The sequence below is a fragment of the Kitasatospora sp. NPDC024654 genome (assembly GCF_055559155.1).
Map to the genome: position 1 here is coordinate 43724 of NZ_JBVHLF010000016.1, position 15798 is coordinate 59521.

The 15798-nt window shown below is 72.5% G+C and carries 13 protein-coding genes and 1 riboswitch; of the genes, 10 read left to right on the forward strand and 3 right to left on the reverse strand.

Going from position 1 to position 15798, the window contains the following annotated elements; genetic code table 11:
• The first annotated feature begins 507 nt into the window (after positions 1 to 507).
• Positions 508 to 4128, forward strand: a complete 3621-nt coding sequence (gene mfd / locus ACZ38L_RS12735) for a transcription-repair coupling factor (protein WP_465692070.1) — start codon at positions 508 to 510, stop codon at positions 4126 to 4128.
• Positions 4129 to 4271: 143 nt separating this feature from the next.
• Positions 4272 to 4898, forward strand: coding sequence for a SurA N-terminal domain-containing protein (locus ACZ38L_RS12740; RefSeq protein WP_465692072.1), 627 nt, complete (start codon positions 4272 to 4274; stop codon positions 4896 to 4898).
• Positions 4899 to 4925: 27 nt separating this feature from the next.
• Here ACZ38L_RS12740 and ACZ38L_RS12745 read toward each other — a convergent pair whose 3' ends face one another.
• Entirely contained in the window at positions 4926 to 5483 is a 558-nt protein-coding gene (locus ACZ38L_RS12745) for a hypothetical protein (protein ID WP_465692074.1), read from the reverse strand.
• A gap of 56 nt (positions 5484 to 5539) precedes the next feature.
• On the opposite strand from ACZ38L_RS12745, the gene ACZ38L_RS12750 reads away from it, so the two are divergent.
• Positions 5540 to 6538, forward strand: coding sequence for a nucleoside triphosphate pyrophosphohydrolase (locus ACZ38L_RS12750; protein WP_465692076.1), 999 nt, complete (start codon positions 5540 to 5542; stop codon positions 6536 to 6538).
• Positions 6539 to 6576: 38 nt separating this feature from the next.
• Here ACZ38L_RS12750 and ACZ38L_RS12755 read toward each other — a convergent pair whose 3' ends face one another.
• Positions 6577 to 6999: an SDR family NAD(P)-dependent oxidoreductase gene (locus tag ACZ38L_RS12755; protein ID WP_396558019.1), complete on the reverse strand. Its 423-nt coding sequence runs from the start codon at positions 6997 to 6999 to the stop codon at positions 6577 to 6579.
• Between the two features lie 145 nt (positions 7000 to 7144).
• On the opposite strand from ACZ38L_RS12755, the gene ACZ38L_RS12760 reads away from it, so the two are divergent.
• The 7 genes from ACZ38L_RS12760 (at position 7145) to ACZ38L_RS12790 (ending at position 15035) form a co-directional block, all read left to right on the forward strand.
• The gene (locus ACZ38L_RS12760; RefSeq protein WP_465692078.1) at positions 7145 to 8392 is read left to right on the forward strand and encodes a cytochrome P450 family protein; all 1248 of its coding nucleotides are present in this window, start codon (positions 7145 to 7147) and stop codon (positions 8390 to 8392) included.
• A gap of 212 nt (positions 8393 to 8604) precedes the next feature.
• Positions 8605 to 8768: riboswitch (cyclic di-AMP (ydaO/yuaA leader) on the forward strand.
• A gap of 5 nt (positions 8769 to 8773) precedes the next feature.
• The gene (locus ACZ38L_RS12765) at positions 8774 to 9619 is read left to right on the forward strand and encodes a transglycosylase family protein (RefSeq protein WP_465692080.1); all 846 of its coding nucleotides are present in this window, start codon (positions 8774 to 8776) and stop codon (positions 9617 to 9619) included.
• A gap of 188 nt (positions 9620 to 9807) precedes the next feature.
• Positions 9808 to 11097 (forward strand): phosphopyruvate hydratase, encoded by a 1290-nt coding sequence (eno, locus tag ACZ38L_RS12770; protein ID WP_465692082.1) that lies wholly within the window; start codon positions 9808 to 9810, stop codon positions 11095 to 11097.
• 106 nt (positions 11098 to 11203) lie between these two features.
• Positions 11204 to 11644 carry an FtsB family cell division protein gene (locus ACZ38L_RS12775; protein WP_465692084.1) on the forward strand — a complete coding sequence of 147 codons (441 nt, stop codon included), beginning with the start codon at positions 11204 to 11206 and terminating at the stop codon, positions 11642 to 11644.
• Between the two features lie 14 nt (positions 11645 to 11658).
• The gene (locus ACZ38L_RS12780) at positions 11659 to 12300 is read left to right on the forward strand and encodes a DUF501 domain-containing protein (protein ID WP_465692086.1); all 642 of its coding nucleotides are present in this window, start codon (positions 11659 to 11661) and stop codon (positions 12298 to 12300) included.
• Positions 12297 to 13238, forward strand: coding sequence for a Ppx/GppA phosphatase family protein (locus ACZ38L_RS12785; protein ID WP_465692088.1), 942 nt, complete (start codon positions 12297 to 12299; stop codon positions 13236 to 13238). The genes ACZ38L_RS12780 and ACZ38L_RS12785 overlap by 4 nt, the downstream gene beginning before the upstream one ends.
• 426 nt (positions 13239 to 13664) lie before the next feature.
• The gene (locus tag ACZ38L_RS12790; protein WP_465692090.1) at positions 13665 to 15035 is read left to right on the forward strand and encodes an NAD(P)/FAD-dependent oxidoreductase; all 1371 of its coding nucleotides are present in this window, start codon (positions 13665 to 13667) and stop codon (positions 15033 to 15035) included.
• Between the two features lie 265 nt (positions 15036 to 15300).
• On the opposite strand, the gene ACZ38L_RS12795 is transcribed toward ACZ38L_RS12790, so the two are convergent.
• Positions 15301 to 15615 carry a hypothetical protein gene (locus ACZ38L_RS12795; RefSeq protein WP_465692092.1) on the reverse strand — a complete coding sequence of 105 codons (315 nt, stop codon included), beginning with the start codon at positions 15613 to 15615 and terminating at the stop codon, positions 15301 to 15303.
• Positions 15616 to 15798 lie beyond the last annotated feature (183 nt).

Genomic DNA, 15798 nt, shown 5'->3' on the forward strand with positions numbered 1-15798 from the left:
AGCGGCAGAAGGGGGGGGGTGGGGGGGGACTCTGTTTCAGGACAGGTTTTTCGGAGAAGCCCCCCAGGGGGTGTGGGTGACTCCCCGGGGGGGCTCCCCGCCCGGCCCTCCCCCCCCCCCAGGGGACCCCCCCCACGACTCCCGACGGTCGGGCGGGCGCCCCCACCCAGGGTCGCCCGGCCTCACACCCCGACCCCCATCGGAGTGCGTTCGGCCCGCCATTGCCATCCCCCACGGTTGGAGCGGCGGGCACGACATCCATGGTGCGCGGCGTCCATGGACACGCAGTGACAGGAGTGTGTCCACTTCCTGACATTCGATCTCCAGGTACGGCCCGGCGGATCCGGCCCGGCCGTGGCTGGCCGCGTCAGCGTCGGCCGCTCGGCGTACCCTGGGCTGTGACCCGGCCCCTGCGCACCGCGTGCCGGGCCCATCAAGCTGCCCGGCCGCAGACCGACCACCGGTGCCGGGGGCTCCGCCTGGAAGCGACGGGACGAAGAAGAGTTCATGAGCCTGACCGGACTGCTCGATGTCGTCGTACGCGACGCCGCCCTCGCCGAGGCGATCGAGGCGTCGGCCACCGGGGACCGCCAGCACCTCGACCTGGTCGGCCCGCCCGCGGCCCGGCCGTTCGTGATCGCCGCGCTGGCCCGGTCGTTGGCGGCGCGGGCCGGCGAGCTGGGTCGGCCGGTGCTCGCGGTGACCGCCACCGGGCGGGAGGCCGAGGACCTCGTGGCCAGCCTGCGCTCGCTGTTGCCGCCGGACTCGGTGGCCGAGTTCCCGGCCTGGGAGACCCTGCCGCACGAGCGGCTGTCGCCGCGTTCGGACACCGTCGGACGGCGGCTCGCGGTGCTGCGCCGGATCGTTCATCCGGCCGCCGACGACGTGACGGCCGGCCCGGTCCAGGTGGTGGTGGCGCCGGTCCGCTCGGTGCTCCAGCCGCAGGTGAAGGGGCTGGCCGAGCTGGAGCCGGTGGCGTTGCGCGGCGGTGAGTCGCACGACCTGGAGGAGGTCGCCCGTCGGCTCTCCGCCGCGGCCTACGCCCGGGTCGAACTGGTCGAGAAGCGCGGTGAGTTCGCGGTCCGCGGCGGCATCCTGGACGTCTTCCCGCCGACCGAGGAGCACCCGCTGCGGGTGGAGTTCTGGGGCGACGAGATCGAGGAGATCCGGTACTTCAAGGTCGCCGACCAGCGCTCGCTGGAGGTCGCCGAGCACGGTCTGTGGGCGCCGCCCTGCCGGGAGCTGCTGCTGACCGACCAGGTCCGCGCCCGGGCAGCCGAACTGGCCGCCGAGCACCCGGAGTTGGCCGAGATCCTGGACAAGATCGCCGAGGGCATCGCGGTCGAGGGCATGGAGTCGCTGGCGCCGGTCCTGGTGGACGACATGGAGCTGCTGGTGGACGTGCTGCCGGCCGGCAGCGTGGCGGTGGTATGCGACCCGGAGCGGGTCCGCACCCGGGCCGCCGACCTGGTGGCGACCAGTCAGGAGTTCCTGCACGCCTCCTGGGTGGCCGCCGCGTCCGGCGGGGACCGTCCCATCGACGTGGCCGGGATCGACGTCTCGGCCGCCTCGCTGCGCTCACTGGCCGAGGTGCGCGAGCACGCGGCCGGGATCGGGCTGCCCTGGTGGTCCGTCAGCCCGTTCGCGACCAGCGACGCGGCCGGTGCCGCGCTGCCGGAGGTGCTGGAGTTCGACCCGGACACCCGCACCCTGGGCATGCACGCGGTCGAGGCCTACCGCGGTGACACCGCGCGGGCGATCGCCGACGCCAAGGAGCGGCTGGCGGCGGACTGGCGGGTGGTCATGGTGACCGAGGGTCATGGACCGGCCGCCCGGCTGGCCGAGGTGCTCGGCAACGAGGGCATCCCGGCCCGGCTGGCCACCGACCTGACCGAGCCGCCGACCCGGGACGTGGTCTACGTCTCCTGCGGCTCGATCGAGCACGGCTTCGTGGACGAGGCGCTCAAGCTCACCGTCATCACCGAGACCGACCTGTCCGGCCAGCGCTCCTCCACCAAGGACATGCGCCGGATGCCGTCCCGGCGGCGCAACGCGATCGACCCGCTGGCCCTGGTGGCCGGCGACTTCGTGGTGCACGAGGCGCACGGGGTCGGCCGGTACGTCGAGATGGTGCAGCGCACCGTGCAGGGCGCGACCCGCGAGTACCTGGTGCTGGAGTACGCGCCCGCCAAGCGCGGCCACCCCGGCGACCGGCTCTTCGTGCCGACCGACCAGCTGGACCAGGTGACCAAGTACGTCGGCGGCGAGGCCCCGACCCTGCACCGGCTCGGCGGCGCGGACTGGGCGAAGACCAAGCAGCGGGCCAAGAAGGCGGTCAAGGAGATCGCCGCCGACCTGATCAGGCTCTACTCGGCCCGGATGGCCGCGCCCGGCCACACCTTCGGCCCGGACACCCCGTGGCAGCGCGAGCTGGAGGACGCCTTCCCGTACGCGGAGACGCCGGACCAGCTGACCACCATCGCCGAGGTGAAGGCGGACATGGAGAAGTCGGTCCCGATGGACCGGCTGATCTGCGGCGACGTCGGGTACGGCAAGACCGAGATCGCGGTGCGAGCGGCCTTCAAGGCGGTCCAGGACGGCAAGCAGGTGGCGGTGCTGGTGCCCACCACGCTGCTGGTGCAGCAGCACTTCTCGACCTTCGCCGAGCGCTACGCCAACTTCCCGGTCAACGTCCGCGCGCTGTCCCGGTTCCAGACCGACGGCGAGGCGAAGGCGGTGCTGGAGGGGCTGCGGGACGGCTCGGTGGACGTGGTGATCGGCACCCACCGGCTGTTCTCGTCCGAGACCAGGTTCAAGGACCTCGGCCTGGTCATCGTCGACGAGGAGCAGCGCTTCGGGGTCGAGCACAAGGAGCAGTTGAAGAAGCTGCGGGCCAACGTGGACGTGCTGACGATGTCCGCGACCCCGATCCCGCGCACCCTGGAGATGGCGGTCACCGGCATCCGCGAGATGTCCACCATCACCACCCCGCCGGAGGAGCGCCACCCGGTGCTGACCTTCGTCGGCCCGTACGACGAGAAGCAGATCTCCGCCGCGATCCGGCGCGAACTGCTGCGCGAGGGCCAGGTGTTCTACATCCACAACCGGGTGGAGTCGATCGACAAGGCGGCAGCACGGCTCAAGGACCTGGTCCCGGAGGCCCGGATCGCCACCGCGCACGGGCAGATGGGGGAGACCCAACTGGAGAAGGTGGTGGTCGACTTCTGGGAGAAGGAGTTCGACGTGCTGGTCTCCACCACGATCGTGGAGTCGGGGATCGACATCTCCAACGCCAACACCCTGATCGTCGAGCGCGGCGACACCTTCGGTCTCTCCCAACTCCACCAGCTGCGCGGCCGGGTGGGCCGTGGCCGGGAGCGCGGCTACGCCTACATGCTCTACCCGCCGGAGAAGCCGCTCACCGAGACCGCGCACGAGCGGCTCGCCACCATCGCCCAGCACACCGAGATGGGTGCGGGCATGTACGTCGCGATGAAGGACCTGGAGATCCGCGGCGCCGGCAACCTGCTCGGCGGCGAGCAGTCCGGGCACATCGCCGGGGTCGGCTTCGACCTCTACATGCGGATGGTCGGCGAGGCGGTGGCCGAGTTCCGCGAGTCGCTGGCGGGCGGCGGCGAGCCGGAGGAGGAGCCGCTGGAGGTCCGGATCGAGCTTCCGGTGGACGCGCACGTGCCGCACGACTACGCACCGGGCGAGCGGCTGCGGCTGCAGGCCTACCGCGCGATCGCGGCGGTCTCCTCGGAGGACGACATCGAGCAGGTCCGCGCCGAACTCACCGACCGGTACGGAAAGTTGCCGGATCCGGTGGAGAACCTCCTGCTGGTGGCGGCACTTCGGCTGTACGCGCGCCGGTGCGGCATCGCGGACATCACGCTGCAGGGTGCCAACGTCCGGTTCGGGCCGGTGGAGTTCCGCGAGTCGCAGCAGCTGCGGCTGAACCGGCTCTACCCGCGCAGCCAGGTCAAGGCCGCCGCCCAGCAGGTGCTGGTGCCGCGACCCAGCACGGCCCGGATCGGCGGCAAGCCGGTGGTCGGACGGGAGCTGCTGGCCTGGTGCGGGACCTTCCTCGGCGCGATGTTCGAGGAGCTGGCCGGCGCCGGGAAGTAGCGCCGCGGCCCGGTCGCCCCGCGGGGTGGCCGGGCCGTCGTCGTTCGCCCGTCCGGGTGACCCGCCCGGTCCGACGTCTGGGCAACGGCGGTCCGCGATCCCTATTCTGATCTCCCGTCAGCAGAGCCATCCGGGAGGCCCGCGTGATCCGCAGCAGCTCCTTGCTCCGCCGTTCCGTCCCCGTCCTCGGTGTCCTGGCGGCCGCGGCCGTGCTGACCGCCTGCGGCGGACCGGTGCGGACCGGCACCGCGGCGGTGGTCGGATCGGACCGGATCTCGGTCGCCTCGGTGCAGGCCCGCCTCGCCGCGTTCCGCACCGAGGCGGCCGCCCACTCCAGCGGCCCGTACCAGGAGCAGAGCGGCCTGGTCGGGGTGACGGTGTCGAACATGGTGCTGGAGCAGGTGGTCGACCACGCGGTCGCCGAGCACGGCCTGACCGTGACCCAGGCCGAGATCGACCAGGCCCGGCAGGAGCAGGCCCAGGCGTGGGGCGGCGAGGCCGGCCTGGAGCAGATGCTGCTGCTGAAGCACGCGGTGCCGGCCGCCCGGATCGACGACTTCTACCGCGAGCAGCTCGGGCTGTGGAAGCTGGCCGCGCTCACCGGCAACCAGCTCGGCACCAACGACGGCAACCAGGCCGTGCACCAGCTGCTCACCCAGGCCTCCGCCGAACTGAAGGTCTCGGTCAACCCGCGGTACGGCACCTGGGACCCGCAGCAGACCGTGCTGGACGGCCCCTCCGCGGACTGGCTGAACCAGGCCAACGCCTGAGCTGGCGGGCGGGGCCGTGCCCCGCGGTCAGGACCAGGCCGAGATCACCACGCCGGCGGTGGCCACCAGGACGCCGCCGAGCACGCTGGAGGTGATCACCTGCCCGGCGACCCGCTCACCGCGGGACACCACCTTCCGCTTCGGCGGCTCGGTCACCAGCGCTACGGCGTACGCACCGACCGCCACGACCATGAGCAGCAGCGCCAGCGAGTAGGCGATCGTGTCGGCACCCACCTCGTGGAGGTCGTCCGGGGCGTCCAGCTGCATCGGGGTCGGCCGCAGCACCGGCACGCCCCGGTCGATCGAGAGGTTCGGGTCGTCGACCTTCCCGTCGTCGGAGCGGAACTCGCCCGTGCAGGTGGTGCTGGAGCCCCGCCCGCTCCCGGCGCTCTGGCAGCCCACCGCGCGGAACGTCCCGGGGGTGCCCGCCAGCCGCAGCTCGTAGGCCAGGTCGTCGGCGCAGTAGGCCAGCCCGAACAGCGCGACGAGGAGGACGACGGCCGCCGTCTTCCAGCACCGTTCGCGTCGCCGCTCCGTGGTTCGCTGCTTCGACCTGGGCTTCTTCTTCGCTGGCACGGCGGTCACGGTAGCGCCGGCCTCCTGTGACGCTCCGGTCACCCCCGGGCGGTAGGTTCGACGGTGTGGAGACCTCGAAGCTGACCCTGCTCACCACCACCCACCGCGTCGCCCCCGGCCTGCTCAGCTGGCCGGCCTGGGAGGCGCTGCGCGCGGCGCCGCTGGTGCTCGCCGCCGACCCGGCGCACCCGCAGCTGCCGGCGCTGGCCCGGGCCGGCGTGACGGTGGAGCTGGTCGAGCGCGGCACCGCGCCGGCGCTGGCCCGGCTGCTGACCGAGCGGGCACCGCTGGTCTGGCTGGGCAGCCCGGACGGCGACCCGGGGCTGACCGACGCGCTGGCCCGGCTCGCTGTGGAGGAGGCCGGCGAGGTACCGGAGATCGAGCTGCTGCCCGGCTCGTACGACCTGCCCGGCGCCCGGCTACTCGACCTGGTCACGGTGATGGACCGGCTGCGCTCGCCCGGCGGCTGCCCGTGGGATGCCGAGCAGACCCACGCCTCACTGGTGAAGTACCTGGTCGAGGAGGCCTACGAGCTGGTCGAGGCGATCGAGGAGGGGGACCGGGAGACGCTGCGCGAGGAGCTGGGCGACGTGCTGCTGCAGGTCTTCTTCCACGCCCGGATCGCCGAGGAGCACCCGGCGGACCCGTTCTCGATCGACGAGGTGGCCGGGGCCATCGTCGAGAAGCTGATGTACCGCCACCCGCACGTCTTCGGCGACAGCGCCGCGTCGACCACCGACGAGGTGGAGGCCAACTGGGAGGCTCTCAAGGCCGCCGAGAAGCGGCACCGGGAGTCGGTGCTGGACGGCGTGCCGGCCGGGCTGCCGGCCCTGGCGTACGCGGCCAAGCTGGTCTCCCGGGTCCGCCGGGCGGGCTTCACGGGCGCGCCGGACGCGCCGTACCAGCTGCCCGCCGAGCTGGACGAGGGCAGCGCCGGCGAGCTGCTGCTGGCCGTGGTGCAGCGCGCGTACGACGCGGGGGTCGACCCGGACGCCGCGCTGCGCGCCGCCGCCCGCCGCTATCGCGCCGAGGTGCGCGCCGCCGAGGGGCACCCGGCCGACTGACCGGCCGGGGAGGCCCGGGCCGGGCGCCCCCGGTCGGATCAGGAAGCCTGCGGGGCCGGCGTGCCCGCGACGACGCGCTGCGGCGGGACGACCGCGCAGATCGCCTCGCCCAGCGGGTCGAGCAGTTCGGCCAGCCGGTCCAGGTGGCCGGGCAGCTCGTCCAGCGCGACGATCCGCTCGCCGTCCGGGCCGGCGACGCAGAAGAGGTCGATCCGGCCGAGGTGCTTCTCGGCGGTGTCCACCAGCGCGGCGATGTCGCTGGGCTGGTGGACGTCGCCGCTCACCCCGACCACCGGGCAACCCGGGCGGTCCAGGTCGGCGGCGAGGTCCTCGGCGATCCCGGCCCGGGGGTCGGCGATCAGCAGGCCGGTGGCGCCGGCGGCGACGAACCGACGGGCGAGTCCCGCACCGTCGCCGCCGTCGAGTACCGCGATGACCACCACTGCCCCGGCTACTCGCATGGCTGCTCCTCCTTGGGGGGACGCCACCGCACTGGCGTCCGCCTATGGCTATCCGAGGATCGTAGGCACGGCGCGACCCTCCGCAACAGGGATTACCCGTCAGGTGACCAGGCTCACTCCTGATCGGACCGGATAACGTCGGGTCATGCTGGAGCCGTCAGAGACCCCCATGCCACCCCTGTTCACCTGGGAGTTCGCCGCCGACCCCTATCCGGCGTACGCCTGGCTGCGAACGCACGCCCCCGTGCACCGGACCACCCTGCCCAGCGGGGTGGATGCCTGGCTGGTGACCCGGTACGCGGACGCCCGGCAGGCGCTGGCGGACGGCCGACTCTCCAAGAACCCGGCGCACCACAGCGAGCAGGCCCACCGCACCGGGCGGGTCGGCATCCCCGGCGAGCGCAGCGCCGACCTGATGACCCATCTGCTGAACATCGACCCGCCGGACCACACCCGGCTGCGTCGGCTGGTCTCCAAGGCCTTCACCCCGCGTCGGGTGGCCGCCTTCGAACCCCGGGTGCAGCAGCTGACCGACCGGCTGATCGACTCCTTCGCCGCCCGCGGCTCGGCCGACCTGATCCACGAGTTCGCCTTCCCGCTCCCCATCTACGCGATCTGCGACCTGCTCGGCGTGCCGGCCGAGGACCAGGACGACTTCCGGGACTGGGCCGGGATGATGATCCGCCACGGCGGCGGCCCGCGCGGCGGGGTGGCCCGTGCCGTGAAGCGGATGCGGACGTACCTGGCCGAGCTGATCCACCGCAAGCGGGCCGACCTGGGCGACGACCTGATCTCCGGTCTGATCCGGGCCAGCGACCACGGCGAGCACCTCACCGAGAACGAGGCCGCCGCGATGGCCTTCATCCTGCTCTTCGCCGGCTTCGAGACCACCGTCAACCTGATCGGCAACGGCACCTACGCGCTGCTCCGCAACCCGGAGCAGCGGGCGCTGCTGCAGGGCGCGCTCGCCCGCGGTGAGCGGGGGCTGCTGACCACCGGCGTCGAGGAGCTGTTGCGCTACGACGGCCCGGTGGAGCTGGCCACCTGGCGGTTCGCCACCGAACCGCTGACCATCGGCGGGGTGCGGATCGCGACCGGTGACCCGGTGTTGGTGGTGCTCGCGGCGGCCGACCGGGACCCGGCGCGGTTCGCCGCCGAGAACACCCTGGACCTGGCCCGGACGGACAACCCGCACCTGGGTTTCGGTCACGGGATCCACTACTGCATCGGCGCCCCGCTGGCCCGGCTGGAGGGGCAGATCGCGCTGGCCACGCTGCTGACCCGATTGCCGGACATTCAGCTCTCGGCGGATCCGGCCGAGTTGCGTTGGCGCGGCGGACTGATCATGCGTGGCCTGCGGGAACTCCCGGTGGCGTTCACGGCCGAGGGCTGACGGCGTGTCGGATTCGCCCTGGTGCGACCGAATATGAATGCCCATCAATGCGGACATATGCCCGTCGTTGGTAGGCGATCCATGACGGTCCGTAATTTTCATGTGATGTACGCGATATGAGCTTGTGATTGGTCTGCCCATCTGTCTACTCTCCGTGGAGTTCGCAGCTGCGGACCCCGTGCGCGGAACGCCGAATCCTGCCCGCCGCGCCATCGGGACACCGACCACACCCTGGGCAGGGGCGGGGGACCCAGGTATTTCCGCCGTTCCCCACGGCTAGGGGTGAAGCCGCCCGCCGGAGCGATCCGGACGGACGGCCGGGCCACCTCCCGGTCCGAACCCGACAGCTCACCTCGCAGGCGTGCGGAGAGGGAAACCTTCATGCTGCTCACCGGAACAGGCCGTCATCGTCGTCGCACCAATACCGAGAAGGCCATCGCCGCAGCCGGCGTGGCCGGGGTCGGACTGGCGATGCCGCTGCTCACCGCGACCGGCGCGCACGCCGCCACCGCATCGGTCTGGGACAAGGTCGCGGACTGCGAGAGCACCGGCAACTGGAGCATCAACACCGGCAACGGGTTCTACGGCGGCCTGCAGTTCACCTCCTCCACCTGGGCCGCGTACGGCGGCACCCAGTACGCCCCGCAGGCCAACCAGGCCACCCGGTCCCAGCAGATCTCCGTCGCCGAGAAGGTGCTGGCCGACCAGGGACCGGGCGCCTGGCCGGTCTGCTCGGTCAAGGCCGGCCTGACCGCCGGTGGCGCCCCCGCCGCGGTCGACACCTCGTCGTCGGGCTCGTCCGCGCCGGCCGCCCGCACCAAGGCCGCGCCGCAGGCCCAGTCGCACGGTCAGGCGCCGCAGGCCCAGCCGCAGCAGAGCGGCCCGGTCTTCCAGGGCAAGGCCGGCTGGGACCCGGCCGCCAAGGTCTTCTGGTACCAGAAGGACGGTGGCTGGCACTGGACCAGCCACCAGAGCGTCTACGACCAGTACGCCGGCGTGTCCGCGCAGGCCCCGGCCGCCCCGGCGGCGCCGGCCGCCGCCCCCGCCGCCGCGCAGGGCACCGGCTCGGGCCACGACTACACCGTGCGTCCCGGCGACACGCTCTCCATGATCGCCCAGGCCCAGCACCTCCAGGGCGGCTGGCAGGCGCTCTACGACGGCAACCACGGCACGATCGGCGGCGACCCGGACCTGATCATGCCCGGTCAGGTGCTGCACCTCGGCTGAGCCGGGCGGCGCGTGCGGGGCGATCAGGTTGCCCCGCACGCGCATTCGGGTGAACTACCGACCGGTAGTCCGGCCACACGCCGAGACGGGGAGCCAGGTCCGGGCGGCCGGACCGGTGGGTGCGGTTAGGCTCTGGTCGTACGACCCGTTCCACGTCCCCCGGACCGCTTCCGCATAGGAGATGCCTCGTGCCGTCCATTGATGTCGTCGTAGCCCGCGAGATCCTCGACTCCCGCGGCAACCCCACGGTCGAGGTCGAGGTCGGCCTCGACGACGGCAGCACCGGCCGTGCCGCTGTTCCGTCCGGCGCCTCCACCGGTGCCTTCGAGGCCCTGGAGCTGCGCGACGGCGACAAGAACCGCTACTTCGGCAAGGGTGTCGAGAAGGCCGTCCTCGCCGTGATCGAGCAGATCGGCCCGGAGCTGGTCGGCTACGACGCGACCGAGCAGCGGCTGATCGACCAGGCGATGCTGGACCTGGACGCCACCCCCGACAAGTCCTCGCTCGGCGCCAACGCCATCCTGGGCGTCTCGCTCGCCGTGGCGCACGCCGCCTCCGAGGCCAGCGACCTGCCGCTGTTCCGCTACCTGGGCGGCCCGAACGCGCACGTCCTGCCGGTCCCGATGATGAACATCCTCAACGGCGGCTCGCACGCGGACTCCAACGTCGACATCCAGGAGTTCATGATCGCCCCGATCGGCGCGGAGTCCTTCTCCGAGGCCGTCCGCTGGGGCGTCGAGGTCTACCACACGCTCAAGGGCGTGCTGAAGGAGCGCGGTCTCTCCACCGGCCTCGGCGACGAGGGCGGCTTCGCGCCGAACCTGGACAGCAACCGCGAGGCGCTCGACCTGATCGTCGAGGCCATCAAGAAGGCCGGCTACACCCCGGGCAAGGACGTCGCGCTCGCCCTGGACGTCGCCTCCTCCGAGTTCTACAAGGACGGCGCCTACCAGTTCGAGGGCAAGGCGCTCTCCTCCGCCGAGCTCGGCGCCTACTACGCCGACCTGGTCGCCAACTACCCGCTGGTCTCCATCGAGGACCCGCTGGACGAGTCGGACTGGGAGGGCTGGAAGGCCCTCACCGACGAGCTGGGCGCCAAGGTGCAGCTGGTCGGTGACGACCTGTTCGTGACCAACCCGGCCCGCCTGGCCAAGGGCATCGCGACCGGCACCGCCAACGCGCTGCTGGTGAAGGTGAACCAGATCGGCTCGCTGACCGAGACCCTGGACGCCGTCGAGCTGGCCCAGCGCAACGGCTACCGCTGCATGATGTCGCACCGCTCCGGCGAGACCGAGGACGTCACCATCGCCGACCTCGCGGTCGCCACCAACTGCGGCCAGATCAAGACCGGTGCCCCGGCCCGTTCGGAGCGCGTCGCCAAGTACAACCAGCTGCTGCGCATCGAGGAGATCCTCGACGACGCCGCCGAGTACGCCGGCCGTGCCGCCTTCCCGCGGTTCCGCTCCGCGGACCAGTAAGCACAGCGAGTTCGAGGGCTGACACGCCCGTAGTTCGCCGTCCGGTGCCCCGCCGTTCACCCCGTAGGGTGGACGCCGGGGCACCGGTGCGAACGGAGGGGTAGCGATGGCAGGCTGGAAGATCCCGGGACTGGCGGCGCGGCCGCGCTTCACCAGCCGGGCCACCGTGCTCGTCCTGGTGCTCTGCGCGCTGGTGGCGATCCTCGCCTACCCCACCCGCCAGTTCCTCTCCCAGCGCTCCGAGATCAATGCCCAGCGGGTCACGGCCGAGCAGGCCCGGCAGCAGGTCGAGCAGCTGACCAAGGAGCGGGCCCGCTGGCAGGACCCGGAGTACGTGAAGGCCCAGGCCCGCGAGCGGCTGCACTACGCGCTCCCCGGGGAGACCGCGTTCGTCTCGGTCGACCCGAAGCCCTCGGCGGCCGCCCAGCCGTCCTCGGCGGCCGTCTCGGCGCAGGCCGCCAAGGCGCCCAAGCCCTGGTACACCACCCTCTGGGACTCCGTCGACGCGGCCGACACCGCAACCCCCGCCCCCGCCCACGCCCCGTGAGAAGACGCACCGCCATGACCACTGAGAACACCCCGCCGGTCGACGACCGTGACCTCGCCGCCGTCGCGGCCCAGCTCGGCCGCGTCCCGCGCGGCACCCGCGCCGTCGCGCACCGCTGCCCGTGCGGCAACCCGGACGTCGTCGAGACCGCCCCCCGGCTGGCCGACGGCACCCCGTTCCCCACGCTGTACTACCTGACCTGCCCCAAGGCCGCCTCGCTGATCGGCACCCTGGAGGCGGACGGTGTGATGAAGGAGCAGACCGCCCGGCTCGCCGAGGACCCGGAGCTGGCCGCCGCGTACCAGAAGGCGCACGAGGACTACATCGCCCGCCGGGACGCCATCGAGGTGCTGGAGGGCTTCCCCTCGGCCGGCGGGATGCCGGACCGGGTGAAGTGCCTGCACGTCCTGGTGGGCCACGCGCTGGCCGCCGGGCCCGGGGTCAACCCGCTCGGTGACGAGGCGTTGGCGATGCTGCCGGAGTGGTGGCGCAAGGGCGGCTGCGTCACCGAGGAGGACATCGAGGCCGGGGTCGCGGCGCTGCACGCCCAGCGGGAGAAGACCGAGGACCACGCGGCCGTGATCGCCGCCAAGGAGCGGAAGGCCGCCGAGCGGGCCGCCAAGCGGGCGGCCCGGGAGCAGGAGCAGGACAAGTGACGACCACTCGGGTGGCCGCGGTCGACTGCGGCACCAACTCGATCCGGCTGCTGATCGCCGAACTCGACCCGGAGACCGGCGTGATCACCGACCTGGACCGGCGGATGATCATCGTGCGGCTCGGCCAGGACGTGGACCGCACCGGCCGACTCGCCCCGGAGGCGCTGGAGCGCACCTTCGCGGCCTGCCGGGAGTACGCGGCGGTCATCGGCGAGCACGGCATCGCCCCCGAGCACGTCCGCTTCGTCGCCACCAGCGCCTCGCGGGACGCCGAGAACAGCGCCGAGTTCGCCGCCGGGGTGCGGGAGATCCTCGGGGTGGACCCCGAGGTGGTGACCGGTGACGAGGAGGCCCGGCTCTCCTTCACCGGCGCCACCCGGGAGCTGGCCGGCGGTCCGGTCGCCGCCCCCTACCTGGTCTTCGACCTGGGTGGCGGCTCGACCGAGTTCGTGCTGGGCGACGGGGAGGTGCGGGCGGCCCGCTCGGTGGACATCGGCTGCGTGCGGCTGACCGAGCGGCACTTCGCCGGCTCCGAGGTGCCGACCCTGGGCCAGATCTCGGCGGCCAAGGCGGACATCAGGAAGGCGCTCGACCTGGCGGCCGAGGAGGTGCCGCTGACCGAGGCGGCCTCGCTGGTCGGCCTGGCCGGCACGGTGACCACGGTGGCGGCGGTCGCGCTCGACCTGCCGTCCTACGACTCCGAGCTGGTGCACCACTCGCGGATCAGCCTGGAGCAGGTCCGTGAGGTCACCGGGCGGCTGCTGAGCGCCACCCACGCGGAGCGGGCGGCGATCCCGGTGATCCACCCGGGCCGGGTGGACGTGATCGCGGCCGGTGCGCTGGTGATGCTCTCGATCATGGAGCGGACCGGCGCCACCGAGGTGCTCGTCAGCGAGCACGACATCCTCGACGGGATCGCCTGGAGCGTGCTCGGCTGACGGACCGCCGGGTCCGCGGCCCTTCCCCGAGAGGTGTTCGCAGCCTCGGGGTGGGGCCGCGTCGGGCGTGTCGCGAAAAGCTTCGTGAATTTCTTCACATGGCGATCCGGGTAAACGGGGGGCGTTGCTGTCCGGTCCGCCCCGATTGCGGGTCCGAAGGCGGTCGGCGGGCGGTGGTCGCTGGATCCCAGGCGCGTCCCGGAATCGGCCGGTGGAATCGAAATGATGCCCGGGAACCGTGGGGCTCGGCGGATCGTTGCTGCTCAGCAGGGCCGTGTCGAATCAAACCCGTGGACGACCGGCCGACCGGTCCTCCCTGTGGGCCGATGATCCGTGATAGTGGCCGCGTAGTGTAGCAGAGGCTGTCCAGCGTCCTGTGACGGGCCTCACGCAAGGCGCTCTCAACCGTGCTGGATACTTTCCGATATGAGCACCACGGAGCGTCCTCGCATCCTCATTGTCGGCGGTGGTTACGTCGGCCTGTATGCCGCGATGCGCATCCTCAAGAAGATGCGCTTCGGGGAGGCGACCGTCACGGTCGTCGACCCGCGGTCGTACATGACGTACCTGCCCTTCCTTCCCGAGGCGGCCGGCGGCAACGTCGCCCCTCGCAACCTCGTCGCGCCGCTGCGCAGCGCCCTGAAGAAGGCGGAGGTGCTCACCGGTCACGTGACCGAGGTGGACCACGCCCGCAAGGTCGCCACCATCGCGCCGCTGGCCGGCGACTCCTACGAGCTGCCCTTCGACTACCTCGTCGTGGCGACCGGCTCGGTCTCCCGGACCTTCCCGATTCCGGGCCTGGCCGAGAACGGCATCGGCATGAAGACGGTGGAGGAGGCCATCAGCCTCCGCAACCACGTCATGGCGCAGCTGGACAAGGCCGAGTCCACCACGGACGAGGCGGTCCGCCGCAAGGCCCTCACCTTCGTGGTCATCGGCGGCGGCTTCGCCGGCGTCGAGACCATCGCCGAGGTCGAGGACATGGCCCGCGACGCGGCGAAGATCTACAAGACCGTCAGCCGCGACGACATGCGCTTCATCCTGGTCGAGGCGGCCAACCGGATCCTCCCGGAGATGGGCCCGGACCTCGGTCTGTGGACCAAGGAGAAGCTCGAAGAGCGCGCCATCGAGATCTACATCGAGACCTCGATGGACTCCTGCGTCGACGGCCACGTGGTGCTGAAGAACGGCATCGAGGCCGACGCCTCCACCATCGTCTGGACCGCGGGCGTCAAGCCCAACCCGGCCGTCGCCAACTTCGGCCTGCCGCTGGGCCCGCGCGGCCACGTGGACACCGCGCCGACCCTGCAGGTGCAGGGCTTCGACTACGTCTGGGCCGCCGGCGACAACGCCCAGGTGCCGGACCTCGCCGCCGGCGAGGGCGCCTGGTGCCCGCCGAACGCGCAGCACGCGGTGCGCCAGGCGGTCGTGCTCGGCGACAACGTGGTCTCCGGGATGCGTGGCTTCCCGCAGCAGGAGTACAAGCACAAGAACCTCGGTGCGGTCGCCGGTCTCGGCCTGCACAAGGGCGTGGCGATCCTCTTCGGCAAGTACAAGCTGAAGGGCCGTCCGGCCTGGTGGTTCCACCGCCTGTACCACGGCAGCCGGGTGCCGACCATGAACCGCAAGATCCGGGTCTTCACGGACTGGACGCTCGCCATGTTCCTCAAGCGCGAGACCGTCGGCCTGTCGGAGATGGAGCGCCCGTTCGGTGCCTTCCAGGAGGTCACCGCGCCGGTGCCGCTGCCGGCCCAGGCCAAGGCGCCCGCCGAGGCCAAGGAACTCGCCAGCAAGTAAAGCGACTGACCCCGCCGCCCCTGGGCGGGTGGTGGGGGCCCTCCGGTGCGGGAACACCGGGGGTAAGAGTCGGAGGCCCTCCGCCCGGCAGCGTCGCCGGACCACGACCTCCGTGGTGCTCAGCCGGCCGTGCGACCGGGCGGAGTACAACAGCAGTATCTGCAGGGCAGCAAGGGCCCCGGGCCCGGTGGGAGACCGCCGGACCCGGGGCCCTTCGCCGTACCGCCTGCCGTACCGCCCGCCGGCCCGGACGCCTGAGCGGGCGTCACTCGGGCCCACGGCGGGTCGCCGGCCGTTCGGACGGCGTGGCCGGCCGGCCCGCCCGCCGGGTCGGCCAGACGGCCGCCACCAGGCCCAGCAGGCCGACCAGGCCGACCATACCCAGGAAGACCAGCAGCTTGCCGAACGGTCGGACCGTGGCCAGCCCGGCCGCGCTGCTGCACAGCGCGCCGCCGGTGGACCAGGCCAGCAGGCCGCTCAGGCCGATGCCCGCCGCCGCGCCGAGCAGCGGAAGGGTCGGGGGCTCCGTCCGGTTCGTCCGCCCCGGCGTGCGCCGGGTGAGGCCGCTGGGTCCGCGCATCCTGATCCCCCTGATAGTGATCCGTGCTCAGCCCAGCCTGCCAGGGGCGGGGCCGCCCCCAAACCCGGGGGGGGCCCGGGGCCGGGGCGGCCCCCCCGTGGTTTGCCTTACGGCCGCTGGTGTGGATTCTCGGGGGGGTGGGGAGCCACCACCGCGAGTTTGTCTGCAAGGCAAGACTTTCCC

Bases quoted from the DNA above. Each gene is read 5' to 3' on its own strand.
- ACZ38L_RS12755 (WP_396558019.1), bottom strand. From the start codon at position 6,999: ATGCGAGTAGCCGGGGCAGTGGTGGTCATCGCGGTACTCGACGGCGGC.
- ACZ38L_RS12775 (WP_465692084.1), top strand. From the start codon at position 11,204: ATGGCAGGCTGGAAGATCCCGGGACTGGCGGCGCGGCCGCGCTTCACC.
- ACZ38L_RS12790 (WP_465692090.1), top strand. From the start codon at position 13,665: ATGAGCACCACGGAGCGTCCTCGCATCCTCATTGTCGGCGGTGGTTAC.
- ACZ38L_RS12760 (WP_465692078.1), top strand. From the start codon at position 7,145: ATGCTGGAGCCGTCAGAGACCCCCATGCCACCCCTGTTCACCTGGGAG.
- ACZ38L_RS12765 (WP_465692080.1), top strand. From the start codon at position 8,774: ATGCTGCTCACCGGAACAGGCCGTCATCGTCGTCGCACCAATACCGAG.
- mfd (WP_465692070.1), top strand. From the start codon at position 508: ATGAGCCTGACCGGACTGCTCGATGTCGTCGTACGCGACGCCGCCCTC.
- ACZ38L_RS12795 (WP_465692092.1), bottom strand. From the start codon at position 15,615: ATGCGCGGACCCAGCGGCCTCACCCGGCGCACGCCGGGGCGGACGAAC.
- ACZ38L_RS12780 (WP_465692086.1), top strand. From the start codon at position 11,659: ATGACCACTGAGAACACCCCGCCGGTCGACGACCGTGACCTCGCCGCC.